This is a genomic window from Streptomyces sp. NPDC027672 (genome assembly GCF_055566335.1).
In genome coordinates this window covers 18,802-44,554 of the sequence record NZ_JBVHSO010000009.1, presented here as the reverse complement: position 1 = coordinate 44,554, position 25,753 = coordinate 18,802, and the positions used below count along the sequence as shown (strand labels likewise).

The window sequence follows — 25,753 nt, the reverse complement described above, 5'->3', positions numbered from 1 at the left end:
GAGCGCCTCCGTAACCGCCCCGGCCGCTCCTTCAGCCGCACGCCTCCGCAACCGCGGCCGGGGCCGCTTCTTCAGCCCCGCGCCTCCGCGAGCACCGCGTCCGTGAACGCCGGCCACGCCTCGACGGCCCACGGTCCGAACGCGCGGTCCGTCAGGGCGACCGCCGCCAGCCCGGCGTCCGGGTCGGCCCACAGGAACGTGCCGGACTGCCCGAAGTGCCCGAACGTGCGCGGCGAGGACGAACCGCCCGTCCAGTGCGGGGACTTGCCGTCGCGGATCTCGAAGCCCAGGCCCCAGTCGTTCGGGTTCTGGTGCCCGTACCCCGGCAGCACGCCCTTCGTGCCCGGGTACTGCACGGTCATCGCCGCCGCCACCGTCCGCGGGTCCAGCAGCCGCGGCGCCTGCACCTCCGCCGCGAACCGCAGCAGGTCCGCCACCGTCGACACCCCGTCCTTGGCCGGCGAGCCCTGGAGCGACGTCGACGTCATGCCCAGCGGCTCCAGCACGGCCTGGCGCAGATACTCCGCGAACGGGATGTCCGTGGCCCGGGCGACATGGTCGCCGAGCTGCTCGAACCCGGCGTTGGAGTACAGCCGCCGCTCCCCGGGCGCGGCCGTCACCCGGTGCTCGTCGAAGGCCAGCCCCGAGGTGTGCGCGAGGAGGTGACGGACCGTCGCACCGGGCGGACCGGCCGGCTCGTCCAGCTCGACCGCGCCCTCCTCGTACGCGACGAGCACCGCGTAGGCGGCCAGGGGCTTGGTGACGGAGGCCAGCGGGAAGCGGTGCCCGACCGGGCCGTGCGTCCCGAGGACGCTCCCGTCGGCTCGTACGACACCCGCCGCGGCGGTGGGGACGGGCCAGTTCTCGATCAGCGCCAGGCTCTGCAACGACATGCGTCCGAGCCTATGCGGCGCGCGGCGACGGCCGCACCGACGGGTCCCGGTCCGCCGCCCGCACTCCGGCCGCCCCCGGGGACGTTCTCGCCGGACCGGCTTGCCTGGAGTGCACTCCAACGTCCTAGCGTGGGGGCATGACGGTGATGCAGACCACGCCAGCGGCCACCGAGGCCACACCCGCCGACCTCTGCTCCGCCCCGCCCCGGCGCCCGCCCCGGCCCGACGGCCAGGACCGCTACACCATCAGCGAGGTCGTCGCGTTCACCGGTCTGACCGCGCACACCCTGCGCTGGTACGAGCGGATCGGCCTGATGCCGCACGTCGACCGCTCGCACACCGGGCAGCGCCGCTACAGCAACCGCGACCTGGACTGGCTGGACTTCGTGACCAAGCTCCGGCTGACCGGGATGCCGGTGGCGGACATGGTCCGCTACGCGGAACTGGTGCGGGAGGGCGAGAACACCTACGGGGAGCGGCGGGCCCTGCTGGAGTCGACCCGCCGGGACGTCCTGGACCGGATCGCCGAACTGCGCGACACGCTCGCCGTACTCGACCGCAAGATCAGTTTTTACGCCACGGAGGGGACCACTCGATGACCGACGCCAGGATTCCGACGGCACGGCTCGGCACGGACGGGCCGGAGGTCGGTGTGCAGGGCCTCGGCTGCATGGCCATGAACTTCGGCTACGGCCCGACGGACGCCGGCCAGGCCCGCGCCGCGCTGGACCGGGCGCTGGAGCTGGGCGTGACGCTGTACGACACGGCCGACGCCTACGGCGAGGGGGAGAACGAACGGTTCCTGTCCCCGTTCTTCAAGGCGCACCGGGACGAGGTGGTCATCGCCACCAAGTTCGCCCTGTCCATCCCGCCGGACGACCCGACGCAGCGGATCATCCGCAACGACCCGCCCTACATCCGCGCGGCCGTCGAGGCCAGCCTGAAGCGGCTCGACGTCGACGTGATCGACCTCTACTACATGCACCGCCGCGATGTGAACGTCCCCATCGAGGAGACCGTCGGCACGATGGCCGAGCTGGTCCGCGAGGGCAAGGTCAAGCACCTCGGCCTCAGCGAGGTCACCGCGGACGAACTGCGCGCCGCGCACGCCGTGCACCCGATCGCGGCCGTGCAGTCCGAGTGGTCCCTGTTCAGCCGGGACATCGAGGCGCGGGTCGTACCGGCCGCGCGGGACCTGGGCGTCGCCCTGGTGCCGTACTCGCCGCTCGGCCGCGGCTTCCTCACCGGCTCGTTCACCGACGCCGAACGGGACCTGACCGCCGACGACTTCCGCCGTAGGCACCCGCGCTTCACCGGCGGCAACGCGGCCGCCAACGCGGCGCTGCTGGAGCCGGTCCGCGCCATCGCCGAGGCCCGGGGCGCCGGCCTCGCCCAGATCGCCCTGGCCTGGGTGCAGCAGCGGGCGGCGGTCGACGGCCTGACGGTGGTCCCGATCCCGGGCACCCGCAAGCCGGGCCGGGTGGAGGAGAACGTGGCGGCGACGCGCATCACGCTGACGCAGGAGGAGCTGGACCGGCTGGAGCCGATCGCCGCCCGGGTGGCCGGCGACCGCTACCCGGACATGCGCTTCGCCTCGGCGGGCCGGGAGTAGCTCACAGCTCCGCCAGGAGCTCGGCCTTCTTGCCGGCGAACTCCTCGTCGGTGACGAGCCCGGCCCGGTGCAGGTCCCCGAGGTGCCGGATCCGTTCGGCGATGTCGGCGGGATCGCGCCGGGCCGGGGCCGGTGCCACGGGCACCGGCCCCCGGGTGCGCAGGGCCGCCAGCACCGCCGCGGCGAACGGCAGCGACTCGTGCACCGGCCCGTAGCCCAGCCCGAACACCACCGCCGCCGGATCCTGGTCGGGCGGCACGGGCGCCGCCGCGTCGGCCGACCGCCGGATCAGCCGCAGGTGCCCCTCGAACACCTCCGGCGAGCGCCACTCCACCCCGCCCAGCTCGGCCACCGCGAAGCTCTGGTCGCCGGCCTTCCACTTCGCCGAGGACGCGCCCGTCCAGGACCAGCGGAACTGCACGGCCGTCCCGTCGAAGGACGCCTTCCCGTCGTACGCCTTGAAGTGCAGCGGCGCCCCGGGGGCCGCGACCAGGTGCCGGTCGGCGGGGCCGGACTCGGTGAGCAGCCCGGTCAGCTCCTCGGCGTAGTACTCGGCGAGGGTCTCCCGCTCGGCCGGCAGCACCAGCCGGTACGGGTCGGAGCCCTCCTTAAGCTGGCCGTCGGCCGCCTCCATCAGCGGATCGGCGCCGGGGCGGGGCCGCAGCCGCAGGACGACCGTGCCGCGTCTGCCCGGGGCGAGGGTCACGCCCTCCACCGCGGCCAGCGGGATCCGGCGCTCGCCGAGCGCCTGGAACAGCTTCGGTGTTCGAATCCCCCGTTCGTAACGGATGAGCACGGAGTCGGACTCGAACTCCCATACGGCATGAAAACCCGCCAGTACGTCACCCATGCGGCTCATCGTATGCGGCACGTGCTCCTCCGTCGCCACCCGCGCAGACCGCACTTCCCGCTGTTTCTACGCGCGTCCGGCCGCCGTCGCGCCGGACAGACCGGACCGGCACGCGTCGTCCTCCCGTGCGCACGTCACCTCGTCGTAGGCGCCGACGCCGATCCCGGCGAGGTTGCGCAGGCTGTCCGTGCCGGGCTGGAAGTAACCGCTGTGCCCCTCGGCGTCCCGCGCCGACAGCACCCGCGCCCCGAACCCGGAGGACACCGGGTCGGCGCCGTGGCCGAGGCCGCCCAGCTCCAGGTACGGCACGTCGCGCACCCAGTCGCTGGCGTCCCGCATCGCCCACACCCGGGCCGCCGTGCCCAGCCGGGCGGCGCTGGTGACGCGCATCCCGGGGCTCGCGGCCACCGCTATGTCGGCGACCCGGCGGGGCATATCGCGCGCGGCGACCCCGCAGAGCACCGAGCCGTAGCTGTGGCAGAACATCGACACCGGGGCCCGGCCGGGCAGCGCGCGCAGCAGCGCGTTCAGCCGTACGGCGCCCTCGGCGGCGCGCAGTCCGGTGGCCGCGTCCACGCCCAGCCCGTCGGGGGAGGTGTAGTCGGCCCAGGCGATCACGGCCGTACGGGTCGCGGGGCGTGCCGCGCGCTCGGCGGCGTACAGGGCCTTGGCCATGCCGACCGGGGCGCTGTACGGGCGGTGGGTGCGCTGGAAGGTGAGCAGGTCGGTGTCGACGCCGGGGACGACGACCGAGATCCGCTCCGCCGAGGGCAGCGCGCCGAACACCTCGGCGATCCGGCCCGGGCCCGCGGGATCGAAGGCCAGGATCTGCCGGCCGCGGCCGAGCAGCGACTCGTAGCGGTGCATCCGGCGGCCCGCGTCCTGCTGGCCCGCCGCGCTGAGCCGGCTGTCGTGCATGCGCCCGCGCTCCGCCTTGCGGGCCTGCTCCAGCGCGATGTGGTTGGCCCGGTAGCGCAGCGCGACCGGGGCGCCGTTCATATTGCCCACCGCCAGCGGGAAACGGTGGGCGAGGCGGTCGCGCTCGTGCGGGGCGAGCGCGGCGAAGAAGCGGCCCAGGCGCGCCGGGGCGGCCCCGGGGTCCGGCAGCGGGTGCCCGTGCAGGCGGCCGTGCTGCCACTTGGCGAGCGAGGCCTGGAGCGCCGACGTCTCCCGATGGGCGCGCAGGGCGGTCCAGCCGGTGGTGGCGAGCATCACGAACACCACGGCCAGCGCCAGCAGGGCGCGCCAGATGTTCAGTTGCGGGGAGGTGTCGAAGGAAGTCACTGGGAGGACACACTAGGAGAACGAGCGGGTCGCGGGGTAACGGAGTGACAGGGATCACGGTTTCGACGGCCGCGTGCGGTTGTCGGCGGTCTGCCAACGATCTCAGACGGCCCGCCAGTTCCCCGTGAGCGCCGAACCCACCTGATCGAGGTACGACGCGCTGAGCGCCCGGATCGATTCCAGGCTGAACTCCTCGCTCAGGCACCACTGCCGCTCGCTGACCCGCAGCACCCCGCCGAACACGGCCACCGCCAGCCGGGGCCGCGGATCGGTGTCCACGTCCACGCCCTCCCGCTCGGCCAGCAGCCGCGCGATGGTCTCCTCCGTCGCCGCGGACCGGCGCAGATGGGCGGCGAGCAGCGCGGGCGTGGCCTCGACCGTCCGGCACATGCGCAGGTGCAGTCCGACCGGCACGACCTCCTCGACCGTGTCGCGGATCGCGTCGAAGCTCTCCAGGAACGCCTGCCGCAGGGCCTCCATCGGCGTCTCGTGCGGCGGGCGCCCGCGGACGGCCGCCACGAAGGCCGCCTCCGTCATCTCCTGCACCGCGAAGGCCGCGTCCTCCTTGCCGGCGAAGTAACGGAAGAAGGTGCGCTGCGAGACGTCGACGGCCTCGGCTATCTCGTCGATGGTCGTCCGCTCGTACCCCTGGGTGGTGAACAGTTCGAGAGCGGCCCGCAGCAGCGATTCCCGTGTACGCCGCTTCTTGCGCTCGCGCAGCGTCTCCATGGCCTCTCTCCCGCCGCTTTCGTGTCAGTCACCGACTTCTGAATCCGTTTGTCAACTGTCAGTGGCTGTCATTAACCTGAGTGTATGACTAGTCAGACCACCGTCAATGCGACGGGGCCGGAGGGCAAGGCGTCGGCGGAACCGTCGGGGCCGCGGCCGGCCCCGGGCCTGCGCGGCCACCCGTGGCTCACCCTCGTCACCGTCGCCGTGGGCGTCATGATGGTGGCCCTGGACGGCACCATCGTGGCCATCGCCAACCCGGCCATCGGCAAGGACCTGCACGCAAGCTGGGCCCAGCTCCAGTGGATCACCAACGCCTACTTCCTGGCCCTCGCCGTGTCCCTGATCACCGCGGGCAAGCTGGGCGACCGCTTCGGCCACCGGCAGACCTTCCTGATCGGCGTCACCGGCTTCGCCGCCGCCTCCGGCGCCATCGGCCTGTCCGACAGCATCGCCGCGGTCGTCGCCTTCCGCGTGCTCCAGGGTCTGTTCGGCGCGCTGCTGATGCCGGCCGCGCTCGGGCTGCTGCGGGCCACCTTCCCGGCCGAGAAGCTGAACATGGCGATCGGCATCTGGGGCATGGTGATCGGCGCGTCCACCGCGGGCGGTCCGATCCTCGGCGGCGTCCTCGTCGAGCACGTCAACTGGCAGTCGGTGTTCTTCATCAACGTGCCGGTCGGCGCGCTCGCCCTGCTGCTCGGCTCGCTGATCCTGCTCGACCACCGCGCCGCGAACGCCCCGCGCTCCTTCGACGTGCTCGGCATCGCCCTGCTCTCGGGCGCGATGTTCTGCCTGGTCTGGGCCCTCATCAAGGCGCCCGCGTGGGGCTGGGGCGACGGCAAGACGTGGCTGTTCATCATCGCCTCGGTCGTCGGCTTCGCGCTCTTCTCCTTCTGGGAGACGAAGGTCCGCGAACCGCTGATCCCGCTGGCGCTGTTCCGCTCGGTGGCCCTGTCCGCGGGTGTCGTCCTGATGGTGCTCATGGCCATCGCGTTCATGGGCGGCCTGTTCTTCGTCACCTTCTACCTCCAGAACGTCCACGGCATGAGCCCGATCGACGCCGGCCTGCACCTGCTGCCGCTGACCGGCATGATGATCGTGGGCTCCCCGCTGGCCGGCGCGGTGATCACCAAGCTGGGCCCGCGCATCCCGCTGGCGAGCGGCATGGCCGTCACCGCGATCGCCATGTACGGCATGTCCACGCTGAAGGAGGGCACCGGCAGCGGCACGATGTCCGTCTGGTTCGCCCTGCTCGGCCTCGGCCTCGCCCCCGTCATGGTCGGCGCCACCGAGGTCATCGTCGGCAACGCGCCCATGGAGCTGTCCGGGGTCGCCGGCGGTCTCCAGCAGGCGGCGATGCAGATCGGCGGCAGCCTCGGCACGGCCGTCCTCGGCGCGGTGATGGCCTCCAAGGTCGACCACACCCTGGCGGGCAACTGGGCCGACGCCGGCCTGCCGAAGCTGCCCGAGCAGCAACTGCACCAGGCGGCCGAGGCGGTCCAGCAGGGTGTCGCCCCGGTGACCGCGAACACCCCGGCGCCGATCGCCGAGAAGATCACCGAGGTGGCCCACCACACCTTCATCAGCGGCATGAGCCTCGCCTCCCTCGTGGCGGCGGGCGTGGCGGCGGTCGCCGTCCTGGTCGCGCTGCTCACCAAGCGGGGCGTCAACGCGGAGGCGGGCGCGGGCGTGGGCCACATCTGACGGGCGGCGGGCCGTCACCGGCGGCCCCTCCCGGCGGAGTTCGCCTATCAGGGTGACTCCCCTCAAGATCGCTGGATCCCGGCGCGCGCCGCAGGTCACAGTGGGTCATGCCCTGCGCAGGGCATGGCGGACCACCGGGCCGCGGCGCGCGCTGTCGGAGGGGGACAGCGCGCGCAGGTCTGCCCCGACGGAACCGGGGTACCCGCACCGTGAAGCCGAACTGTCCATATGCCTCAGGGAGTTGATGATGGCAGGCTTCGGAAACGGAACACGCGGATACCCCCGGTCGCGTAGCCGGACGTGGCAACGGACCGGGCCGGACCGCGCGACACTCGGGATCATCGGTGCCGTCTGCGCGGTGGCGGGCTTCTTCGCGCTGGGGATTGTCCTCGGCCCCGTCGCGATGTTCTGCGGCTGGCAGTCGATGGGCCGCAGCTGGGCGGGCGAACGCAACGTGCCGGCGCTGGTGGCCCTGATCCTGGGCGCCATCGACACCTTGCTGGCCGTCATCGCCCTGGCGGGCGCGGCCACCTGGGGCAACGGGCTCCTCTAGGCCGGACACGACCCAGAGGCCGTCCTGGCCGTCGACGCAGGCGGCGCCGGGCGTGGGGAACCGGGTCACCCGGTTCCCCACGCCCCTTCCTTTTCCCGCGTCCCTTCTTCTCCTCACGCCGGCGGGCGCGCCCGGACCGCCGGGTTCAGCGCCGCTGCTCCTCCCGGTCCGCGGTCAGCCGCGCCACCTCCGCGCGCAGCAGCCGGACCTCCTCCGTCAGCGCGGTGAGCGCCTCCGTCTGCCGCCGCTCCTCCACGTCGTCCTTCTCGAAGCGCGCGATGAACCACGCGGCGATGTTCGCGGTGACGACACCGAGCAGCGCGATCCCGGACAGCATCAGCCCGACCGCGATCATCCGGCCGAGCCCGGTCGTGGGCGCGTGATCGCCGTACCCGACGGTCGTCATCGTGGTGAACGACCACCACACCGCGTCACCCAGCGTCCGGATGTTCCCGTGCGGCGACTCCCGCTCCACGGAGAGCACCGCGAGCGAGCCGAACATCAGCAGCCCGATCACCGACCCGACGACATACGTGGTCAGGCGGATCTGCGGGGCCATCCTGGCCCGCCGGCCCACCAGCATCAGCGTCGAGACCAGCCGCAGCAGCCGCAGCGGCTGGAGCATCGGCAGGACGACCGCGCACAGGTCCGGCCAGTGCCGCCGGACGAACTCGACGCGCAGCGGCGCGAGCGCCAGCCGGACCAGGTAGTCGAGGGCGAACGCGCCCCAGACCACCCACTCCACCCCCGTGCACAGGTCCGTCAGGGACCGGCCGGCGGAGGCGTCCACGATGGGCACCGCGTACGCGACGGCGAAGGCCACCGCGAGTGCCAGCAGCGGCCGCTGGCTGTGCCGCTCCCACCGCGCCTGCGCCGACAGCTCCTCCATGACGGCAATCGTAAAGAAAGCGTAAGGCGCGCGCTCCCACAGGGGCACGGGAACCGCGCGCCTGTGGGAGCGCAGCCGGCTCCCCCGCCCTTTCGCGGGGGAGCCGAGCCGGCGGTTACGCGTCGCCGCCCGCCGCCCCCGGGTCCGCCGCCGAGACGTCCAGCAGCCGGTACCGGTCGATGGCCTGCTTCAGCGCGGACCGGTCCACCTTGCCCTCGCGCGCCAGCTCGGTCAGCACCGCCACCACGATCGACTGGGCGTCGATGTGGAAGAAGCGGCGCGCGGCGCCCCGGGTGTCGGCGAAGCCGAAGCCGTCGGCGCCGAGGGACTGGTACGGGCCCGGCACCCAGCGCGCGATCTGGTCCGGGACCGACCGCATCCAGTCGGACACGGCCACGAACGGACCCTCGGCACCGCTGAGCTTCCGGGTCACGAACGGCACCCGCTGCTCCTCCTCCGGGTGCAGCAGGTTGTGCTCCTCGCACGCCACGGCCTCGCGGCGCAGCTCGTTCCAGGAGGTCGCCGACCACACGTCCGCCCGGACGTTCCACTCCTCGGCGAGGATGCGCTGCGCCTCCAGCGCCCACGGCACCGCGACACCGGACGCCATGATCTGCGCCGGGATCGCGCCGCCGGTGCCCGCGCTCAGCCTGTGGACGCCCTTGACGATGCCCTCCACGTCCACGTCCGCCGGCTCGGCCGGGTGCCGGATGGGCTCGTTGTAGACGGTGAGGTAGTAGAAGACGTCCTCGCCGTGCGGGTGCTCGGGCGAGCTGCCGTACATCCGGCGCAGGCCGTCGTGCACGATGTGCGCGATCTCGTAGGCGTACGCCGGGTCGTAGGCCACGCACGCCGGGTTGGTGGACGCCAGGAGCTGGGAGTGGCCGTCCGCGTGCTGCAGACCCTCACCGGTCAGGGTCGTACGGCCGGCGGTCGCGCCCAGGACGAATCCGCGCGCGAGCTGGTCGGCCATCTGCCAGAACTGGTCGCCGGTGCGCTGGAAACCGAACATCGAGTAGAAGACGTACACCGGGATCAGCGGCTCGCCGTGCGTGGCGTAGGCCGAGCCCGCCGCGATCAGCGAGGCCGTACAGCCCGCCTCGGAGATGCCGTCGTGCAGCATCTGGCCGGTCGGCGACTCCTTGTAGGCCAGGAGCAGCTCCCGGTCCACGGACTCGTACTGCTGGCCGAGCGGGTTGTAGATCTTCGCGCTCGGGAAGAAGGAGTCCATGCCGAACGTGCGGTACTCGTCCGGCGCGATCAGCACGAACCGCTTGCCGATCTCCTTGTCCCGCATGAGGTCCTTCAGCAGGCGCACAAAGGCCATGGTCGTCGCGATGGACTGCTGGCCCGTGCCCTTCTTCACGGTCGCGTACGCCTTGTCGTCCGGCAGGGCGAGCGGCTTGGAGCGGACGACGCGGGTCGGGACGTAGCCGCCGAGCCCCTTGCGCCGGTCGTGCATGTACTGGATCTCCTCCGAGGCCGGGCCCGGGTGGTAGTACGGCGGCACGCCGGACTCCAGCTCCCGGTCGGAGATCGGCAGGTGCAGCCGGTCCCGGAAGCGCTTGAGGTCGTCGACCGTCAGCTTCTTCATCTGGTGCGTGGCGTTGCGGCCCTCGAAGTTGGGGCCCAGCGTCCAGCCCTTGATCGTCTTGGCCAGGATGACCGTCGGCTGGCCCCGGTGCTCCTTGGCCGCCTTGAACGCCGCGTAGATCTTGCGGTGGTCGTGACCGCCGCGGCCCAGATGCAGGATCTGGTCGTCGGTCATGTTCTCCACCATCGCGCGCAGCCGGTGGTCCTCGCCGAAGAAGTGCTCGCGGATGTAGGCGCCGGACTCGGTGGCGTAGGTCTGGAACTGGCCGTCCGGCGTCGTGTTCATCTTGTTGACGAGGACGCCGTCCCGGTCCTGCGCGAGCAGCGGGTCCCAGGTGCGGTCCCAGATGAGCTTGATCACGTTCCAGCCGGCGCCCCGGAAGACCGACTCCAGCTCCTGGATGATCTTCCCGTTGCCGCGCACCGGGCCGTCCAGCCGCTGGAGGTTGCAGTTGACCACGAAGGTCAGGTTGTCCAGGCCCTCGCGGGCGGCCAGGGTGAGCTGGCCGAGCGACTCGGGCTCGTCCATCTCGCCGTCGCCGAGGAAGGCCCACACGTGCGAGCGGGAGGTGTCGGCGATGCCGCGGGCCTCCATATAGCGGTTCATCCGCGCCTGGTAGATCGCGCCGAGCGGGCCGAGGCCCATGGAGACCGTCGGGAACTCCCAGAAGTCCGGCATCGAGCGCGGGTGCGGGTAGCTGGACAGCGCGTGCGGGGCCTTCGACTTCTCCTGGCGGAAGCCGTCGAGCTGCTCCTGGGTGAGCCGGTCGAGCAGATACGCGCGGGCGTAGATGCCCGGGGAGGCGTGGCCCTGGAAGAAGACCTGGTCGCCGCCGTCGCCCTCGTCCTTGCCGCGGAAGAAGTGGTTGAAGCCGACGTCGTACAGCGAGGCCGAGGAGGCGAAGGTGGCGATGTGGCCGCCGACGCCGATGCCCGGGCGCTGGGCCCGCGAGACCATCACGGCGGCGTTCCAGCGGGTCGCGTTGAGGATCCTGCGCTCGATCTCCTCGTTACCCGGGAAGAACGGCTCGCTCTTGGTGGGGATCGTGTTGACGTAGTCCGTGCTGCGCATCTCGGGCACGGCCACGCGCCTCTCGCGGGCCCGCTCGATCAGGCGCAGCATGAGATAGCGGGCCCGCTCCCGGCCGCGCTCGTCGACGGCGGCGTCCAGGGAGTCGAGCCACTCCTGGGTCTCTTCGGGATCGAAGTCAGGAACCTGACTCGGAAGGCCGCCAATGATGATCGGATTGCGATCAGATCCGGAAGCCACGCTGTTCCTTACCTGTCAGAGGGCCAGTTGTTTTTGCACCTGCTTACACCGTTCCCCATCGTGTACCTGGGGAAGGCGTACGTCATCCCCGCTGTTCTCCCGACCGGCGCATGACCGGTCAAAACGCAACGATACGCCCGGGGTGTGACGTGTTTGGCAAAGTTGTTCGAGCGGCGTGACCGTGGATGATTCCGACCGGGGCAAACCGGGCACATCCGTGTGATGTGGGTCTCGTGAAAGCGAGATACGGTGCCAGGAGTTGCGGCGGCAGCGCCGGGATCGTCACCGTTTCGGCGGTCCCGGCGGCCGGGTACTTGCGCGATCCGCCCCGCCCGTGTGGACTACGGCCAATGCTTCGCGCACGCGCGTGGCTGAGATACTTACCAAGACATGATCAGGAGGCAACCCGTGAGCGCGACCGCGGACCACGCGGAGGAGCGGACGAACCCTGCCGCCAGGCTGGGGTTCCAGCCCGGGCAGGTGGTCCAGGAGATCGGCTACGACGACGACGTCGATCAGGAGCTCCGCGACACCATCGAGGAAGCCATCCAGGGCGACCTGATGGACGAGGACTACGACGACGTGGCCGACGCCGTCGTGCTGTGGTTCCGTGACGACGACGGCGACCTGACGGATGCGCTGGTGGATGCCACCACGTACATCGAAGAGGGCGGCACCATCCTGCTCCTCACGCCGAAGACCGGCCGTCCGGGGTACGTCGAGCCGAGCGACATCCAGGACGCCGCCACGACGGCCGGCCTGACGGCGACGAAGAGCGTCAGCGTGGGCAAGGACTGGAGTGGCTCCCGGCTGGTGACGCCCAAGGCCGCCAAGTCCAAGAAGTGACCCCGCACAGGTGACGGCCGGGCCGGGGCCGGATGGCCCCGGCCCGGCCGCCGTCATGCCCCCGGTGACCGCTGCGTAGGGTGGACCCGAGCGCGTACCGCGCGCTTCCCGCTCACCCGAACAGCCCACCGAAGGGATGCACGACGATGGCGATCCAGGTCGGCGACAAGGCACCCGACTTCGAGCTCAAGGACAACCACGGCCGCACCGTGAGGCTCTCCGGCTTCCGCGGCGAGAAGAATGTGGTCCTGCTCTTCTACCCCTTCGCCTTCACGGGCGTGTGCACCGGCGAGCTGTGCGAGCTGCGCGACAACCTGCCGAAGTTCGCCGACCGCGACACCCAGCTCCTCGCCGTCTCCAACGACTCCATCCACACCCTGCGCGTCTTCGCCGAGCAGGAGGGCCTGGAGTACCCGCTGCTGAGCGATTTCTGGCCGCACGGCGAGGTCTCGCGCGCGTACGGCGTCTTCGACGAGGACAAGGGCTGCGCCGTCCGGGGCACCTTCGTCATCAACAAGGAGGGCGTCGTGCGGTGGACCGTGGTCAACGGCCTGCCGGACGCCCGTGACCTGAACGAGTACGTGAAGGCGCTCGACTCCCTGTGAACGGGCCGCCCGCCCGACACCTGCGATTCTCCGGGTCCAAGGTCTGCGGGCGCGGGAACCCGTCACTAGGATCGGCACGTTGATCCCATATCCGAAGCACGACGGGGCTTCCCGCCCCTGGACACCACATGGAGGACCCGTGGGAGTCAGCCTCAGCAAGGGCGGCAACGTATCGCTGACGAAGGAGGCCCCGGGCCTGACCGCGGTCATCGTCGGTCTGGGGTGGGACGTGCGCACCACGACCGGCACGGACTTCGACCTCGACGCCAGCGCGCTGCTGCTGAACAACGCCGGCAAGGTCATCAGCGACCAGCACTTCGTCTTCTTCAACAACCTCAAGAGCCCCGACGGCTCGGTCGAGCACACCGGCGACAACATCACCGGTGAGGGCGAGGGCGACGACGAGCAGATCAAGGTGGACCTGGCCGGCGTCCCGGCCGACGTCGACAAGATCGTGTTCCCGGTGTCGATCTACGACGCCGAGAACCGCCAGCAGTCCTTCGGCCAGGTCCGCAACGCCTTCATCCGCGTCGTGAACCAGGCCGGCGGCCAGGAGATCGCTCGCTACGACCTCAGCGAGGACGCCTCCACCGAGACGGCCATGGTCTTCGGCGAGCTGTACCGCAACGGCGCGGAGTGGAAGTTCCGCGCCATCGGGCAGGGTTACGCCTCCGGGCTGCGCGGCATCGCGCAGGACTTCGGCGTGAACGTCTGATCCGGAGCGAACGACATCCCTGTGTCCGGCGCCGCACCGTTTACGGGCGGCGCCGGACGCGCAGGAGAACCAGGCAGGCACCACCAGGGGAGGACCAGCATGGGTGTCACGCTCGCCAAGGGGGGCAACGTCTCCCTGTCCAAGGCGGCACCGAACCTCACCAACGTCATGATCGGGCTCGGCTGGGACGCGCGCTCGACCACCGGCGCCCCCTTCGACCTGGACGCCAGCGCCCTGCTGTGCGGCGCCGGGAGCCGGGTGCTGGGCGACGAGTGGTTCGTCTTCTACAACCAGCTCACCAGCCCGGACGGCTCGGTGGAGCACACCGGTGACAACCTCACCGGTGAGGGCGAGGGGGACGACGAGTCGATCCTGGTGGACCTCGTCAAGGTCCCGCCGCAGTGCGAGAAGATCATCTTTCCGGTCTCCATCCATATGGCGGACGAGCGCGGCCAGACCTTCGGGCAGGTCTCCAACGCCTTCATCCGGGTCGTCGACCAGGCCGACGGCCGGGAACTGGCGCGCTACGACCTCAGCGAGGACGCCTCCACCGAGACCGCGATGATCTTCGGCGAGCTGTACCGGCACCAGGGGGAGTGGAAGTTCCGTGCGGTCGGTCAGGGGTACGCGTCGGGTCTGCGGGGCATCGCTCTAGACTTCGGAGTCAACGTTTCGTAAAGCCGCGTACGGCACGGGGGAGACCCTCCCCCAGATCGGGGAGGGACCCCGCAACAGATGATGGGGTAGCCAGTGCTTCTGAAAACCTTCGGCTGGTCGTTCGCGGTCACCGCGCTCGGTCTGGTGGCGGCGGTGTTCTACGGGGGGTGGACCGCCTTCGGCGTCGTGGCGATCCTGGCCATCCTGGAGATCTCGCTGTCCTTCGACAACGCGGTGGTCAACGCCGGGATCCTGAAGAAGATGAGCCCCTTCTGGCAGAAGATCTTCCTCACGGTCGGCGTGCTGATCGCCGTGTTCGGCATGCGGCTGGTCTTCCCCGTCGTCATCGTCGCGATCAGCGCCAAGATGGGCCCGATCGAAGCGGTCGACCTGGCGCTGAACAACAAGGACCGCTACCAGCAGCTCGTCACCGACGCCCACCCGGCGATCGCCGCCTTCGGTGGCATGTTCCTGCTGATGATCTTCCTCGACTTCATCTTCGAGGACCGGGACATCCAGTGGCTGCGCTGGATCGAGCGGCCCCTGGCCAAGCTGGGCAAGGTCGACATGCTGTCGGTCTGCATCGCCCTGGTCGTCCTGCTGATCACTGCCTTCACCTTCGCCACCCACGCCCACCAGCACGGCGGCGTCCATGCGGACAAGGCACAGACCGTCCTGATCGCCGGCATCGCCGGTCTGATCACCTACATGGTCGTCGGCGGCCTGTCCGGCTACTTCGAGGACAAGCTGGAGGAAGAGGAGGAGCGCGAGCACGAGGAGGAGGAAGAGGCCGGCCGCAGCGGCAAGCGGAAGCCCGCGGTCGTCCTGGCCGGCCAGGCCGCCTTCTTCATGTTCCTCTACCTGGAGGTCCTGGACGCGTCCTTCTCCTTCGACGGCGTGATCGGCGCCTTCGCCGTCACCAACGACATCGTCCTGATGGCCCTCGGCCTCGGCATCGGCGCGATGTACGTCCGTTCGCTGACGGTCTACCTCGTCCGCCAGGGCACCCTGGACGACTACGTCTACCTGGAGCACGGCGCCCACTACGCGATCGGCGCGCTCGCCGTGGTCCTCATGATCACCATCCAGTACGAGATCCACGAGATCATCACCGGTCTCATCGGTGTGGTCCTGATCGCCTGGTCCTTCTTCTCCTCGGTCCGCCGCAACCACGCGCTGGCCGCGGCGGGCGAGGGAACCGGCGAGAAGACCGAGGTCTCCTCCGGGGTGTGACGGCGCGGCCGGTGAGGAACGCTCTGAGCGGGGCGGCCGACGCGGTCGGCCGCCCCGCCGGCGTCACGATCAGTACCTGGGGGCGGGAATGGGTTTCTTCGACGGACTGCGGGGCGGCCGCGCCGCCGACTTCGACTCGGGCAACGCGTCCAGCAACGCCATCGAGCTGACCAGGCGGCACCCGACGGTGTCGCTCACCAAGCAGGGCGCGGCCACCGGCCACCTGCGGGTCAACCTCTCCTGGCGGATGCGGACCTCCGACTTCGGCGCCCGGCGGCCGGGCCTGCTGCGGCATCCGCTGCGGGCGCTGAAGCCGCCGGAGATCCTCGGCCACGGCCAGAGCATGGTCAACGTCGACCTCGACCTCGGCTGTCTGTACGAGCTGGCCGACGGCACCAAGGGCGTCGTCCAGCCGCTGGGCGGCTACCTCGGCGACGTCAACGCGCCGCCGTACATCAAACTCGACGGCGACGACCGGTTCGGCTCGGGGTCCGGCGAGACGATGTACGTGAACCTCGACCACCGGGAAGCCCTGAAGCGGCTGCTGGTCTTCGTCTACATCTACGACCAGACGCCCGCCTTCGACCGCACCCACGCCGTCGTCACCCTCTACCCCGGCAACGGCCCGCGCATAGAGATCGCCCTGGACGAACGCCACCCGCAGGCCCGCTCCTGCGCGGTGGTGCTGATCGAGAACGTCAAGGACGAACTGCTGGTCCGCCGCGAGGTCAAGTTCGTCTACGGCTTCCAGGGCGAACTGGACCGCCTCTACGGCTGGGGCCTGCAGTGGGGCCGGGGCTACAAGGCCAAGGCGGACCGGTAACGGCCCGCAGGGACCGCGAAGCCGCCCGCGCCCGCCCTGGCCGGACTACCGGCGGGCGAGGAACTGCGGGCCCTGCGGCGGCAGCCGGAAGTAGCCGTCCGGTCCGGGCGGGAGCGGCGGCTGCATGGGCTGCGGGTAGCCGTAGGCGGGCGGCTGCGCCGGCACGGCGGCCGTCGGCTGCTCCGGCGGCAGCGGCTGGGCCGGCGCCGGGTCGAACGCGGGCCGCTCCTCCTCCGCCTCGTCCGGCTCGTCCACCGAGATGCCGAAGTCCGTGGCCAGCCCCTCCAGCCCGTTGGAGTAGCCCTCGCCCAGCGCCCGGAACTTCCAGCCCTCGCCGCGCCGGTACAGCTCGCCGCAGATCAGCGCCGTCTCCGCGCCGGTCTCCGGGGTGATCTCGAACCGGGCCAGCGGCTCCCCGCCGGCGACCGAGGCGTCGTACAGCAGGACGCACAGCGCCGGCACCCGGTCGAAGGCGACCCCGTCCGCGGAGGCGACCAGCACGATGCGGGAGACGCCCGGCTCGACACCGGAGAGGTCTGTCCGGATCGTGTCGGTGAGCCCTTCGGCGACCTGTTTCTTGCCCAGCCGCCACACCGTTCCGGAAGGATGGCGGGGCTGGTTGTAGAAGACGAAGTCCTCGTCGGAGCGCACCCGGCCGTCGGGGCCCAGCAGCAGCGCCGACACGTCCACGTCCGGGACCGACCGCCCGGGTGTCCAGCGCAGCACGGCGCGTACCGTGGTGGCCTCCAGCGGGACGTTCGACCCCTTCAGCATGGCGTGCGTCATGCGGCCATCCTGCCCTCTCGGTCCTGCTCACGACAACGCGGTGCGGTGCCGCCGACATGGGCGGGTTACCGGGAATTCACGCCCACGGGGAACCCTCGACACGGGTCCCTACGTACTATTACCGGCCACCCTTTACCGAATCCAAAGGCTTGGCTCGTACCGCAAGGGAGTCCTATGCGTCATTTCGGGCACATCGCCCCCGGGGTGCGGCAGCGCCTCTTCCATCAGGAGCCGTGCGCGTTCACCGCCGACTCCCCGGCCCGGCTGCTCTCCGCGGCCCTGGGCGCCACGCTGTACAGCCCGGCCACCCGGCCGCGGCTCGCCGACGACATCGTCAGACAGGCGGGCAACGGCGTGGTCTCGATGGTGCTGTGCCTGGAGGACTCGATCGGGGACGCGGACGTCGCGGCGGGGGAGGAGAACCTCGTCCGGCAGTTCGCCGACCTCGCCGCCCGGCCCGCAGTGGAGCCGCCGCTGCTGTTCATCCGGGTGCGCACCCCCGAGCAGATACCCGACCTGGTGCACCGCCTCGGCCCGGCCGCGCGCCTGCTGTCCGGGTTCGTGCTGCCCAAGTTCACCGGGGAACGCGGCATGCCGTTCCTGGAGGCGCTGGCCGGGGCCGAGCGGTCCTGCGGCCGGCGGCTGTACGCCATGCCGGTGCTGGAGTCCCCCGAGCTGCTCTACCGCGAGTCACGCGTGGAGACCCTGGAAGGCATCTTCCGCGCGGTGGACAAGTACCGCGACCGGGTCCTCGCGCTCCGCCTCGGCGTCACCGACTTCTGCTCCTCCTACGGCCTGCGCCGCGCCCCCGACATGACCGCCTACGACGTCCAGGTGGTCGCCTCCGTGATCGCCGACGTGGTGAACATGCTGGGCCGCGCCGACGGCACCGGCTTCACGGTCACGGGCCCGGTCTGGGAGTACTTCCGCGCCTCCGAACGCATGTTCAAGCCGCAGCTCAGGCAGAGCCCCTTCCTCCAGGTGCAGGCCGCCGAACTGCGGCAGAAGCTCATCGCGCACGCCATGGACGGGCTGCTCCGGGAGATCACCCTCGACCAGGCCAACGGCCTGCTCGGCAAGACCTGCATCCACCCCTCCCACGTGCTGCCCGTGCACGCGCTCTCCGTGGTCAGCCACGAGGAGTTCAGCGACGCGCAGGACATCCTGCGGCCGGAACGCGGCGGCGGGGGTGTACTCCGGTCGGCCTACACGAACAAGATGAACGAGGTGAAGCCGCACCGCGCCTGGGCCGAGCGGACCCTGCTGCGCGCCGAGGTCTTCGGCGTCGCGCACGAGGACGTCGGCTTCGTGGAACTGCTCGCCGCCGGCATACCCGGCTGAACCGTCCGCACCTCTTCCAAGGAACGCATGAACAACGCAGTCAACGACGAGGTCTGGTCCGGCACCTGGGTCGCCGAGCGGCTCGGGATCGGGCTCGCGGGCGACGAGGAGCTGCGCGCCCTGGTCGGGCTCGCCCTGCGCCGCAACCCCAAGCGGGCCCACCTGCTGGTCTCGAACGTCCTCGGCAAGCACGTCCCGCAGTCGCCGGCCGTGGTCTACGACCATGGTGTCCGGCTGGGCCGGCGGGTCGCCGCGCTGCTCGGCGACGAGGCACAGGGCGCGGTCGTCCTCGGGTACGCGGAGACCGCGACGGGACTCGGGCACGCCGTCGCCGACGGGCTCGGCGCGGTGCCGTACCTGCACTCCACGCGGCGGCCGGTGGCCGGGGTCGCCCGGGCGGGCGGGTTCGAGGAGTCGCACTCCCACGCCACGTCGCACCTGCTGCTCCCGGAGGACCCCGGGCTGCTGTCCGGCCCGGGTCCGCTGGTGCTGGTGGACGACGAGTTCTCCACCGGCAACACCGTGCTGAACACCCTCCGCGACCTGCACGGCCGGTATCCGCGCCGCCGGTACGTGGTGGTGGCGCTGGTCGACCTGCGCGCCGCCGGGGACGCCGCCCGCCTGGACCGGTTCGCCGAGGAGACCGGCACACGGGTGGACCTGGTCGCCACGGCGTCCGGGACGGTGCTCCTGCCGGACGGCGTGCTGGACAAGGGCCGGGAGCTGGTGGCCCGCCACGAGGGCACCGGGTCCGCTCCGGGCGGGTCCGCCGCCGCGGTGCCTCCCGCCGACACCGCGGCGCCGCGGCCGGGCCGTGTCACCGAGGTCGGCCTCGGCTGGCCCGCCGGTCTCCCCGACGGCGGCCGGCACGGCTTCACCCCCGCCCACCGGGCCCGGCTCGACGCGGCGCTGCCCGCCATGGCCGGCCGGATCCGCGCCGCCCTGCCCGCCGGGGCGCGCCGCGTGCTCGTGCTCGGCTCCGAGGAGCTGATGTACGCGCCGCTGCGGCTCGCCCGTGAGCTGGAGCGGGCCACGGACGCCGAGGTGCGCTTCTCCACCACCACCCGCTCGCCCGTCCTCGCCGTGGACGACCCCGGCTACGCGATCCGCACCCGCCTGGTCTTCCCGGCCCACGACGACCCGGCGGACGGCCCCGGCGAGCGCTACGCGTACAACGTGGCCGGCGGCGGCTTCGACGCCGTCGTCGCCGTGGTCGACTCCGTCGCCGACACGCCCGCCCTGCGCGCGCCCGGCGGCCTGCTGGACCGCCTCGCCGCGCACGTCCCGCACGTCCTGCTCGCGGTCGTACCGTCGTACGTCCCGCACCCTGGTGAAAGGCCGGCCATGCTGCCCGAGCCCCTGCGCGGCCCCGCGTTCTCCTCCTACGCGCCCCAGGAGGTCGGCTGGCTGCTCCAGGACCTCTCCGCGGTCGCCCTGGAGGCGCCGACCGAGGAGCGCGAGGAGGCCGTGCAGAGCGGCGGCGCGCACTACGCCGAGTCGCTGCCGGTGGAGTACCAGCCCAGCGAGCAGTACCAGGAGCTGTTCCACGCCGCCCTGGAGACGTCGGCGGCCCGGATCGCGCGGGCGGTCGGCGCGGTCACCGAGACGGTGCTCGCCGAGCGGTCGCCGCGCCCGGTGCTGGTCTCCCTGGCCCGCGCGGGCACCCCGGTCGGCATCCTGATGCGCCGCTGGGCCGGGTTCCGGCACGGTCTGGACCTGCCGCACTACGCCGTGTCGATCGTGCGCGGCCGGGGCATCGACGCCAACGCGCTGCGCTGGCTCGCCGCCCACCACGACCCGCGGGACGTCGTCTTCGTCGACGGCTGGACCGGCAAGGGCGCCATCACCCGCGAACTGGCCGAGGCGATAGCGCGGTTCCAGGAGCAGGAGGGCGTCACCGGCTTCGACCCGGAGATCGCCGTCCTCGCCGACCCCGGCTCCTGCGTGCGCACCTACGGCACCCGCGAGGACTTCCTCATCCCCTCCGCCTGCCTCAACTCCACCGTGTCCGGGCTGGTCTCGCGCACGGTCCTGCGCGCCGACCTGGTCGGCCCGCACGACTACCACGGCGCGAAGTTCTACCGCGAACTGGCCGGCGCCGACCTCTCCGCGGCCTTCCTCGACGCCGTCTCCGCCCGCTTCCCGGAGGTCGCCGGCGCCGTCGACGAGGCGGCCAGGGAACTCCTGGCGGCGGACCGCACCCCGACCTGGGCGGGCTGGTGCGCGGTCGAGCGGATCAGCGAGGAGTACGGCATCCACGACGTGAACCTCGTCAAGCCGGGCGTCGGCGAGACCACCCGGGTGCTGCTGCGCCGGGTGCCGTGGAAGATCCTCGCCCGGGCGGGCGCGGGCGCCGACCTGGACCATGTGCGGCTGCTCGCCGCGCAGCGCGGGGTGCCGGTGGAGGAGACCGGCGAACTGCCGTACTCCTGTGTCGGGCTGATCCACCCCCGGTACACGCGGGGCGCCACCGGCGCCGACGGCAGGGCGGTGACCGTCTGATGCCGGTGCTGGTGGCGAGCGACCTCGACCGTACGCTGATCTACTCCTCGGCGGCCCTCGCGCTGACCATGCCGGACGCGCGGGCGCCCCGGCTGCTGTGCGTGGAGGTGCACGAGGCCAGGCCGCTGTCCTTCATGACGGAGACCGCGGCCGGGCTTCTGGCCGACCTCGGGGACGCGGCCGTCTTCGTGCCGGCCACCACCCGCACCCGCGCCCAGTACCAGCGCATCAGCCTGCCCGGACCGCCGCCGAAGTACGCGATCTGCGCCAACGGCGGGCACCTGCTGGTCGACGGCGTCACCGACGCCGGCTGGCACGCGCGGGTGCTGGCCCGGCTCGCCGGCGAGTGCGCGCCGCTGGCGGAGGTCCGGGAGCACCTGCTGCGCTCCGCCGACCCGGTGTGGGTGCGCAAGCACCGGGCCGCCGAGGACCTGTTCGCCTATCTGGTGGTGGAGCGCGAACTGCTCCCCGCGGACTGGGTGGAGGAGCTGGCGGCGTGGGCGGACGGCCGGGGCTGGACGGTGTCCCTCCAGGGCCGCAAGATCTACGCGGTGCCGAAGCCGCTCACCAAGGGCGCGGCCGTCCGCGAGGTCGCCCGGCGCACCGGCGCGGAACCGACGCTGGCCGCCGGGGACTCCCTGCTCGACACCGACCTGCTGCTGGCCGCCGACCGCGCCTGGCGCCCGGGCCACGGCGAACTCGCCGACAGCGGCTGGACCGCGCCCCAGGTCAGCGCCCTGCCCGAACGGGGCGTGGCGGCAGGGGAGCGGATCCTGCGGGAGTTCCTGACAGCGGCCCGGCAGCCGGCCTGACGGGGCGCGGCCCTACCCGCAGCACCCCCCGCCGCAGCAGCCGCCGCCCCCGCCCCCGGGCGCGGGCGCCGGTGTGCCGGCCACACCGCCCACGGCCACCGTCGACAGCAGCTTCACCGTGTCGTCGTGGCCCGCGGGGCAGCTCGCGGGGGCGGCGGACTCCGCCATCGGACGGTTGAGTTCGAACGTGTCGCCGCAGCTCCGGCAGCGGTACTCGTAGCGAGGCATGGGCCCAGGTTAACCGTCGCGGGGGGACCAGCGGCATCTCAATGTTTCATGAGTGTTGCTTTCCCTCCGGCATATGTGTAGGGCATTCGAAAACGTTACTGATAATTTGTGAACGCCGTTGCGAGGATGCTCAGCTCACCCGCGCGAGCAAGACCGAGTGCGGAGGGAGACGCAGGCGTGACCGATGCGTCGCAGGGGGAGGACGGCCCGGTGGCCGGTGGCCGGGGCGAGGAGCCGTCGAGTGCCGACGAGACCCTGCACCTGAGAGTCGACGCCCTCCGGGCGGACGAGACCATGCAGCTGCGCGTGCCCGCGCCGCCCGAGCCGCCCGCCCCGGGCGGCGGCCGGGCCGAGCGCCGGCGCGGCGCGCGCGCCGGCGGCCGGGAGCGGACCCGGGCCGCGGCCGCCGGCGCGGCCGGGCGGCTGCTCGGCCCGCTGGCCCCGTACGCGCGCCGCGTGGCCCCGTACGCCCGCCGCACAGCCGTCCTCGCGCGCCGTCTGAAGCCCGTCTACCCGCGCCCCGGCCGCACCGGCTGGCGGCGCTGGATGCCCTCCTGGCGCCAGTGGATCGGCGTGGTGCTGTCCTCCTGCGGCCTGCTCGGCGCGTTCCTCGTCACCGCGTACGCGATGACGGACATACCGAGCAACCTGAACGCGTACGCGACCCAGCAGGACAACGTCTACTTCTGGTCCGACGGCACGCCCATGGCCCGCACGGGCTGGGTGCAGCGGCAGGCGATGCCGCTGAAGGACATCCCGCCGGACGTGCGCTGGGCGGTGCTCGCGGCGGAGAACGAGAGCTTCTACTCGGACCCGGGCATATCCGTCAAAGGCATCAGCCGGGCGCTGTTCCGCACGGTGGGCGAGGGGGACACCGAAGGCGGATCCACTATTACCCAGCAGTACGTCAAAAACGTTTATCTCACGCAGAACCAGACGATAAGCCGTAAATTCACCGAGGCGATGATCGCCCTCAAGCTGGACAACAAGATGAGCAAGGACGAGATCCTGGAGGGCTATCTCAACACCAGCTGGTTCGGCCGCGGCACCTACGGCATCCAGCGCGCCGCCCAGGCCTACTACGGCAAGGACGTCGGCAAGCTCAACGCCTCCGAGGCGGCCATGCTCGCCTCGCTGCTCAAGGGCGCCGGCCTGTACGACCCGACCCTCGGCAAGGCCAACCACGCACGGGCCGTGGAGCGCTGGTCGTGGATCCTGGACCGCATGGTCAAGATCGGCAAGCTGTCACCGGAGGAACGGGCCACGTACCGCCACTTCCCCGAGCCGCTGCGGACAAACCCGCTGTACGACACCGGCGAGCAGAGCGACTACCTGGTGGAACTGGCCTCGCAGTACGCCAAGAAGGCCGGGCACCTGACGGCCAAGCAGTTCGACCTGGGCGGCTACCAGATCTACACGACCTTCGACCGCAAGCGGGAGCAGGCCGTCACCGGCGCCGTCACCAAGGCCCGCGAGGCGGCCCGGCAGAACGATCCCAAGGTGGCGGAGAACGGCCACTACGGCGCCGCCTCGGTGGCCGCCGACGGCCGCATCCTCGCCGTCTACGGCGGCCCGGACCACCGCAGGCAGGGCTACAACGAGTCCAACGCGACCACGGTCCCGGCGGGCAGCGCCTTCCTGCCGTTCGTCTACGCCGCCGGACTCGAACACGGCGTGCGCAAGACCCGCGGCGGACCCGCCACTCCCGTCACCCCGGACAGCGTCTACGACGGCGACGACGGCGTGCCCGTCACCACGCCCGAGGGGCCGTACTGGGACCGCAGCGGCAAGAAGGTCGCCGCGCACAACGACGACGGGAGGTCCTACGGGCCCCTCACGCTGCGCGAGGCCCTGGCGAAGTCGGTGAACACGCCGTTCATGCAGCTCGGCATGGACACCGGCCTGGACAAGGTGCGCCAGACCGCAGAGGCGTCCGGACTGCTGTCCTCCAGCATGGGCCCCCAGGTGCCCGCCCTGTCGCTGGGCAACTCCACGCCCAGCGCCATCCGGATGGCCAGCGGCTACGCCACCTTCGCCGCCCAGGGCGACCACACCGAGCCGTACTCGGTGCGCCTGATCACCCGCAACGGCTCCCCGGTCCCGCTGGCCACCCCGCACCCGAAGCGGGCGGTCGGCGCCGGGACGGCCCAGGCGGTCACGGACGCGCTCACCGACTCCTTCCGCGCCGCCCACCCCGAGGCGGCGGCCGGCCGCTCCGGGGTGTCCGGGAAGGCCGGCACCACCGACAAGGACACGGCCGCCTGGTACGTCGGCACCGCCGACTCCGTCTCCACCGCGGTCGTCGTCTACCGGATCGACCTGGCCGAGTCCCTGGAGCCGCTGCCGCTCAAGGGCCTGGCCGGCACCTCCGCCCACAGCGTCCCGTATGCCCTCTGGTCGGCCGCGACGGGCCTCGGCTGAGCCGTGGCCCGCCCACCCTCCCTCCCGCAGAATGAGCCGCGCATGCCTCGCAAGATGTCGTCGTCAGGCCGCCGTCGAGCCCCCCGCCGCCGCGCTGCGCCCCGCGCCACCCGCCCCCAGGTCCTGACCCTGGCCGCCCTCCTCGTCGTGGCCTCGCTGGTGGCCGGCTTCCTCGCGCTGTCCGGCTCGGACGGCAGCGGCACGCCGGCCGCCGCGGCCGGCAAGAAGCCCAGAGCCGTGCCGCCGAAGCCCAGCCCGACGCCCGAGTGGGACGGCAGGACCAAGGTCCTCGGCGACGGTTCCACCTCCTACACCGGCCCGCAGAAAGGGCAGTTGAAGGCCGTACCGCTCAAGCCCGGCGAGAAGCCGCCCCAGTTCGTGGTCTTCTCCTGGGACGGCGCGCTGGAGGGCGGCGACCACCTGTTCTCGCACTACCGGGAGCTGGCCGAGGAGTACAACGCGCACATGACCTTCTTCCTCACCGGCATCTACCTGCTGCCCAAGAGCAAGAAGGCGCTGTACCACGGCCCGATGCACTCCGCGGGCGACGCCGCGATCGACTACGCCACCGACGACCACATCCGCACCACGCTGGAGCAGTTGGGCAAGGCGTACGAGGACGGCAACGAGATCGGCACCCACTTCAACGGCCACTTCTGCGAGGCCAAGGGCGGCGGCGACTGGAGCGTGCAGGAGTGGAAGAGCGAGATCGACCAGTTCTTCGACTTCACGGAGCACTGGAAGACCAACACCGGCTGGACGGACGTGCCGCCGCTGCCGTTCGACTTCAAGAAGGAGGTCGTCGGCGGCCGGGCGCCCTGCCTCGAGGGCCAGCCGAACCTGCTGAAGGCCCTCAAGCGCTACGGCTACGGCTGGCGCTACGACGCCAGTTCGCCCGGCGACTTCCAGATATGGCCCTCGAAGAAGCAGGGCGTATGGGACTTCCCGCTCCAGATGCTGCCGTACGAGGACGGCAAGTACCAGGGACTGTCCATGGACTTCAACTTCCTGTACAACCAGTCCGGTGGTGAGACCCAGGGCGATCCCGCCAAGTTCCCGGGCTGGGAGCAGGCGACCGTCGACTCCTACATGGCGGGCTTCAACCGGGTCTACTACGGCAGCCGGGCACCGCTGTTCGTGGGCAACCACTTCGAGGACTGGAACGGCGGCATCTACATGAAGGCCATCGACCAGGTGGTCAAGAACGTCTGCACCAAGAAGGGCGTCAAGTGCGTGTCCTTCAAGGAGCTGGCCGACTGGCTCGACGCGCAGAAACCGCAGACGCTGGCCGCGCTGCGCAGCCTCGATCCGGCCCAGGCGCCGGACTGGTCGGCGGTCGTCAAGTAACAAGTCAGCAGCGCTGGTTCCACTTGTGCAACCCTCTTCACAACCGGCGTCCGCGTCATG

The 25,753-nt window shown here is 71.6% G+C and carries 23 protein-coding genes; 15 read left to right on the top strand and 8 right to left on the bottom strand.

The annotated features are described in order from the left end of the window. Nucleotides 1-71: 71 nt before the first annotated feature. Complete coding sequence (locus ACZ4SV_RS22110) at nt 72-893, bottom strand: serine hydrolase domain-containing protein (RefSeq protein ID WP_397942362.1); 822 nt, start codon at nt 891-893, stop codon at nt 72-74. A gap of 137 nt (nt 894-1,030) precedes the next feature. Between ACZ4SV_RS22110 and ACZ4SV_RS22105 the strand changes: the two genes are divergently transcribed. Further along, nucleotides 1,031-1,492, top strand: coding sequence for a MerR family transcriptional regulator (locus tag ACZ4SV_RS22105; protein ID WP_365879458.1), 462 nt, complete (start codon nt 1,031-1,033; stop codon nt 1,490-1,492). Further along, a complete protein-coding gene (locus ACZ4SV_RS22100) occupies nt 1,489-2,505 on the top strand; it encodes an aldo/keto reductase (protein ID WP_468006091.1) in 1,017 nt (338 codons plus the stop codon). The genes ACZ4SV_RS22105 and ACZ4SV_RS22100 overlap by 4 nt, the downstream gene beginning before the upstream one ends. A gap of 1 nt (nt 2,506) precedes the next feature. Here the strand turns inward: ACZ4SV_RS22100 and ACZ4SV_RS22095 are convergent, their stop codons facing one another. The 3 genes from ACZ4SV_RS22095 to ACZ4SV_RS22085 form a co-directional block, all read right to left on the bottom strand. After that, entirely contained in the window at nt 2,507-3,355 is an 849-nt protein-coding gene (locus tag ACZ4SV_RS22095; RefSeq protein ID WP_468006090.1) for a DUF4429 domain-containing protein, read from the bottom strand. A 66-nt stretch (nt 3,356-3,421) separates the two neighbouring features. After that, complete coding sequence (locus ACZ4SV_RS22090) at nt 3,422-4,639, bottom strand: alpha/beta hydrolase (RefSeq protein WP_468006089.1); 1,218 nt, start codon at nt 4,637-4,639, stop codon at nt 3,422-3,424. Nucleotides 4,640-4,741: 102 nt separating this feature from the next. Continuing rightward, complete coding sequence (locus tag ACZ4SV_RS22085; protein WP_397942371.1) at nt 4,742-5,368, bottom strand: TetR family transcriptional regulator; 627 nt, start codon at nt 5,366-5,368, stop codon at nt 4,742-4,744. Between the two features lie 84 nt (nt 5,369-5,452). Here ACZ4SV_RS22085 and ACZ4SV_RS22080 point away from each other — a divergent pair, with 84 nt between their 5' ends. Both ACZ4SV_RS22080 and ACZ4SV_RS22075 read left to right on the top strand, forming a co-directional pair. After that, nucleotides 5,453-7,072: an MFS transporter gene (locus ACZ4SV_RS22080; RefSeq protein WP_468006088.1), complete on the top strand. Its 1,620-nt coding sequence runs from the start codon at nt 5,453-5,455 to the stop codon at nt 7,070-7,072. 247 nt (nt 7,073-7,319) lie between these two features. Then, entirely contained in the window at nt 7,320-7,625 is a 306-nt protein-coding gene (locus tag ACZ4SV_RS22075; protein ID WP_365879470.1) for a small hydrophobic protein, read from the top strand. 145 nt (nt 7,626-7,770) lie between these two features. Here ACZ4SV_RS22075 and ACZ4SV_RS22070 read toward each other — a convergent pair whose 3' ends face one another. Both ACZ4SV_RS22070 and aceE read right to left on the bottom strand, forming a co-directional pair. Continuing rightward, complete coding sequence (locus ACZ4SV_RS22070) at nt 7,771-8,514, bottom strand: potassium channel family protein (RefSeq protein WP_468006087.1); 744 nt, start codon at nt 8,512-8,514, stop codon at nt 7,771-7,773. A gap of 115 nt (nt 8,515-8,629) precedes the next feature. After that, nucleotides 8,630-11,377: a pyruvate dehydrogenase (acetyl-transferring), homodimeric type gene (gene aceE / locus ACZ4SV_RS22065; protein WP_468006086.1), complete on the bottom strand. Its 2,748-nt coding sequence runs from the start codon at nt 11,375-11,377 to the stop codon at nt 8,630-8,632. A gap of 408 nt (nt 11,378-11,785) precedes the next feature. On the opposite strand from aceE, the gene ACZ4SV_RS22060 reads away from it, so the two are divergent. From ACZ4SV_RS22060 to ACZ4SV_RS22035, 6 genes are all read left to right on the top strand, one after another. Further along, the gene (locus tag ACZ4SV_RS22060) at nt 11,786-12,223 is read left to right on the top strand and encodes a DUF3052 domain-containing protein (RefSeq protein WP_365879476.1); all 438 of its coding nucleotides are present in this window, start codon (nt 11,786-11,788) and stop codon (nt 12,221-12,223) included. 146 nt (nt 12,224-12,369) lie between these two features. Beyond that, entirely contained in the window at nt 12,370-12,828 is a 459-nt protein-coding gene (locus ACZ4SV_RS22055; RefSeq protein WP_468006085.1) for a peroxiredoxin, read from the top strand. A gap of 139 nt (nt 12,829-12,967) precedes the next feature. After that, entirely contained in the window at nt 12,968-13,543 is a 576-nt protein-coding gene (locus ACZ4SV_RS22050; RefSeq protein WP_365878991.1) for a TerD family protein, read from the top strand. Nucleotides 13,544-13,642: 99 nt separating this feature from the next. After that, complete coding sequence (locus tag ACZ4SV_RS22045) at nt 13,643-14,221, top strand: TerD family protein (protein ID WP_397942377.1); 579 nt, start codon at nt 13,643-13,645, stop codon at nt 14,219-14,221. Between the two features lie 72 nt (nt 14,222-14,293). Then, the gene (locus ACZ4SV_RS22040) at nt 14,294-15,433 is read left to right on the top strand and encodes a DUF475 domain-containing protein (RefSeq protein WP_468006084.1); all 1,140 of its coding nucleotides are present in this window, start codon (nt 14,294-14,296) and stop codon (nt 15,431-15,433) included. Nucleotides 15,434-15,521: 88 nt separating this feature from the next. Beyond that, entirely contained in the window at nt 15,522-16,256 is a 735-nt protein-coding gene (locus tag ACZ4SV_RS22035; RefSeq protein WP_468006083.1) for a TerD family protein, read from the top strand. A 45-nt stretch (nt 16,257-16,301) separates the two neighbouring features. Here ACZ4SV_RS22035 and ACZ4SV_RS22030 read toward each other — a convergent pair whose 3' ends face one another. Beyond that, the gene (locus ACZ4SV_RS22030; protein WP_468006082.1) at nt 16,302-17,042 is read right to left on the bottom strand and encodes a TerD family protein; all 741 of its coding nucleotides are present in this window, start codon (nt 17,040-17,042) and stop codon (nt 16,302-16,304) included. A 174-nt stretch (nt 17,043-17,216) separates the two neighbouring features. On the opposite strand from ACZ4SV_RS22030, the gene ACZ4SV_RS22025 reads away from it, so the two are divergent. Genes ACZ4SV_RS22025 through ACZ4SV_RS22015 form a run of 3 tightly spaced genes read left to right on the top strand, consistent with a single transcriptional unit; the run spans nt 17,217 to nt 21,697 of the window. Then, nucleotides 17,217-18,383 carry an HpcH/HpaI aldolase/citrate lyase family protein gene (locus ACZ4SV_RS22025; RefSeq protein WP_468006081.1) on the top strand — a complete coding sequence of 389 codons (1,167 nt, stop codon included), beginning with the start codon at nt 17,217-17,219 and terminating at the stop codon, nt 18,381-18,383. A gap of 27 nt (nt 18,384-18,410) precedes the next feature. Then, nucleotides 18,411-20,885, top strand: a complete 2,475-nt coding sequence (locus ACZ4SV_RS22020; RefSeq protein WP_468006080.1) for a phosphoribosyltransferase — start codon at nt 18,411-18,413, stop codon at nt 20,883-20,885. Beyond that, nucleotides 20,885-21,697, top strand: coding sequence for an HAD family hydrolase (locus ACZ4SV_RS22015; RefSeq protein ID WP_468006079.1), 813 nt, complete (start codon nt 20,885-20,887; stop codon nt 21,695-21,697). Before ACZ4SV_RS22020 ends, ACZ4SV_RS22015 begins: the two co-directional genes overlap by 1 nt. Nucleotides 21,698-21,709: 12 nt before the next feature. Here the strand turns inward: ACZ4SV_RS22015 and ACZ4SV_RS22010 are convergent, their stop codons facing one another. Beyond that, nucleotides 21,710-21,925, bottom strand: a complete 216-nt coding sequence (locus tag ACZ4SV_RS22010; protein WP_365879008.1) for an FmdB family zinc ribbon protein — start codon at nt 21,923-21,925, stop codon at nt 21,710-21,712. A gap of 177 nt (nt 21,926-22,102) precedes the next feature. On the opposite strand from ACZ4SV_RS22010, the gene ACZ4SV_RS22005 reads away from it, so the two are divergent. Together ACZ4SV_RS22005 and ACZ4SV_RS22000 are read left to right on the top strand one after the other, a co-directional pair. Continuing rightward, nucleotides 22,103-24,346 (top strand): transglycosylase domain-containing protein, encoded by a 2,244-nt coding sequence (locus ACZ4SV_RS22005; protein ID WP_468006078.1) that lies wholly within the window; start codon nt 22,103-22,105, stop codon nt 24,344-24,346. 42 nt (nt 24,347-24,388) lie between these two features. Beyond that, on the top strand, nt 24,389-25,693 hold the full coding sequence (locus ACZ4SV_RS22000; RefSeq protein ID WP_468006077.1) for a polysaccharide deacetylase family protein: 1,305 nt from the start codon (nt 24,389-24,391) through the stop codon (nt 25,691-25,693). Nucleotides 25,694-25,753: the final 60 nt, after the last annotated feature.

What these genes read in the sequence shown, in the direction of transcription:
- ACZ4SV_RS22055 (WP_468006085.1), top strand. Translation starts at nt 12,370, where the DNA reads ATGGCGATCCAGGTCGGCGACAAGGCACCCGACTTCGAGCTCAAGGAC.
- ACZ4SV_RS22045 (WP_397942377.1), top strand. Translation starts at nt 13,643, where the DNA reads ATGGGTGTCACGCTCGCCAAGGGGGGCAACGTCTCCCTGTCCAAGGCG.
- ACZ4SV_RS22070 (WP_468006087.1), bottom strand. Translation starts at nt 8,514, where the DNA reads ATGGAGGAGCTGTCGGCGCAGGCGCGGTGGGAGCGGCACAGCCAGCGG.
- ACZ4SV_RS22015 (WP_468006079.1), top strand. Translation starts at nt 20,885, where the DNA reads ATGCCGGTGCTGGTGGCGAGCGACCTCGACCGTACGCTGATCTACTCC.
- ACZ4SV_RS22080 (WP_468006088.1), top strand. Translation starts at nt 5,453, where the DNA reads ATGACTAGTCAGACCACCGTCAATGCGACGGGGCCGGAGGGCAAGGCG.
- ACZ4SV_RS22100 (WP_468006091.1), top strand. Translation starts at nt 1,489, where the DNA reads ATGACCGACGCCAGGATTCCGACGGCACGGCTCGGCACGGACGGGCCG.
- ACZ4SV_RS22095 (WP_468006090.1), bottom strand. Translation starts at nt 3,355, where the DNA reads ATGGGTGACGTACTGGCGGGTTTTCATGCCGTATGGGAGTTCGAGTCC.
- ACZ4SV_RS22105 (WP_365879458.1), top strand. Translation starts at nt 1,031, where the DNA reads ATGACGGTGATGCAGACCACGCCAGCGGCCACCGAGGCCACACCCGCC.
- ACZ4SV_RS22075 (WP_365879470.1), top strand. Translation starts at nt 7,320, where the DNA reads ATGGCAGGCTTCGGAAACGGAACACGCGGATACCCCCGGTCGCGTAGC.
- ACZ4SV_RS22030 (WP_468006082.1), bottom strand. Translation starts at nt 17,042, where the DNA reads ATGACGCACGCCATGCTGAAGGGGTCGAACGTCCCGCTGGAGGCCACC.
- ACZ4SV_RS22110 (WP_397942362.1), bottom strand. Translation starts at nt 893, where the DNA reads ATGTCGTTGCAGAGCCTGGCGCTGATCGAGAACTGGCCCGTCCCCACC.
- ACZ4SV_RS22025 (WP_468006081.1), top strand. Translation starts at nt 17,217, where the DNA reads ATGCGTCATTTCGGGCACATCGCCCCCGGGGTGCGGCAGCGCCTCTTC.
- ACZ4SV_RS22035 (WP_468006083.1), top strand. Translation starts at nt 15,522, where the DNA reads ATGGGTTTCTTCGACGGACTGCGGGGCGGCCGCGCCGCCGACTTCGAC.
- ACZ4SV_RS22010 (WP_365879008.1), bottom strand. Translation starts at nt 21,925, where the DNA reads ATGCCTCGCTACGAGTACCGCTGCCGGAGCTGCGGCGACACGTTCGAA.
- ACZ4SV_RS22085 (WP_397942371.1), bottom strand. Translation starts at nt 5,368, where the DNA reads ATGGAGACGCTGCGCGAGCGCAAGAAGCGGCGTACACGGGAATCGCTG.
- ACZ4SV_RS22000 (WP_468006077.1), top strand. Translation starts at nt 24,389, where the DNA reads ATGCCTCGCAAGATGTCGTCGTCAGGCCGCCGTCGAGCCCCCCGCCGC.
- ACZ4SV_RS22020 (WP_468006080.1), top strand. Translation starts at nt 18,411, where the DNA reads ATGAACAACGCAGTCAACGACGAGGTCTGGTCCGGCACCTGGGTCGCC.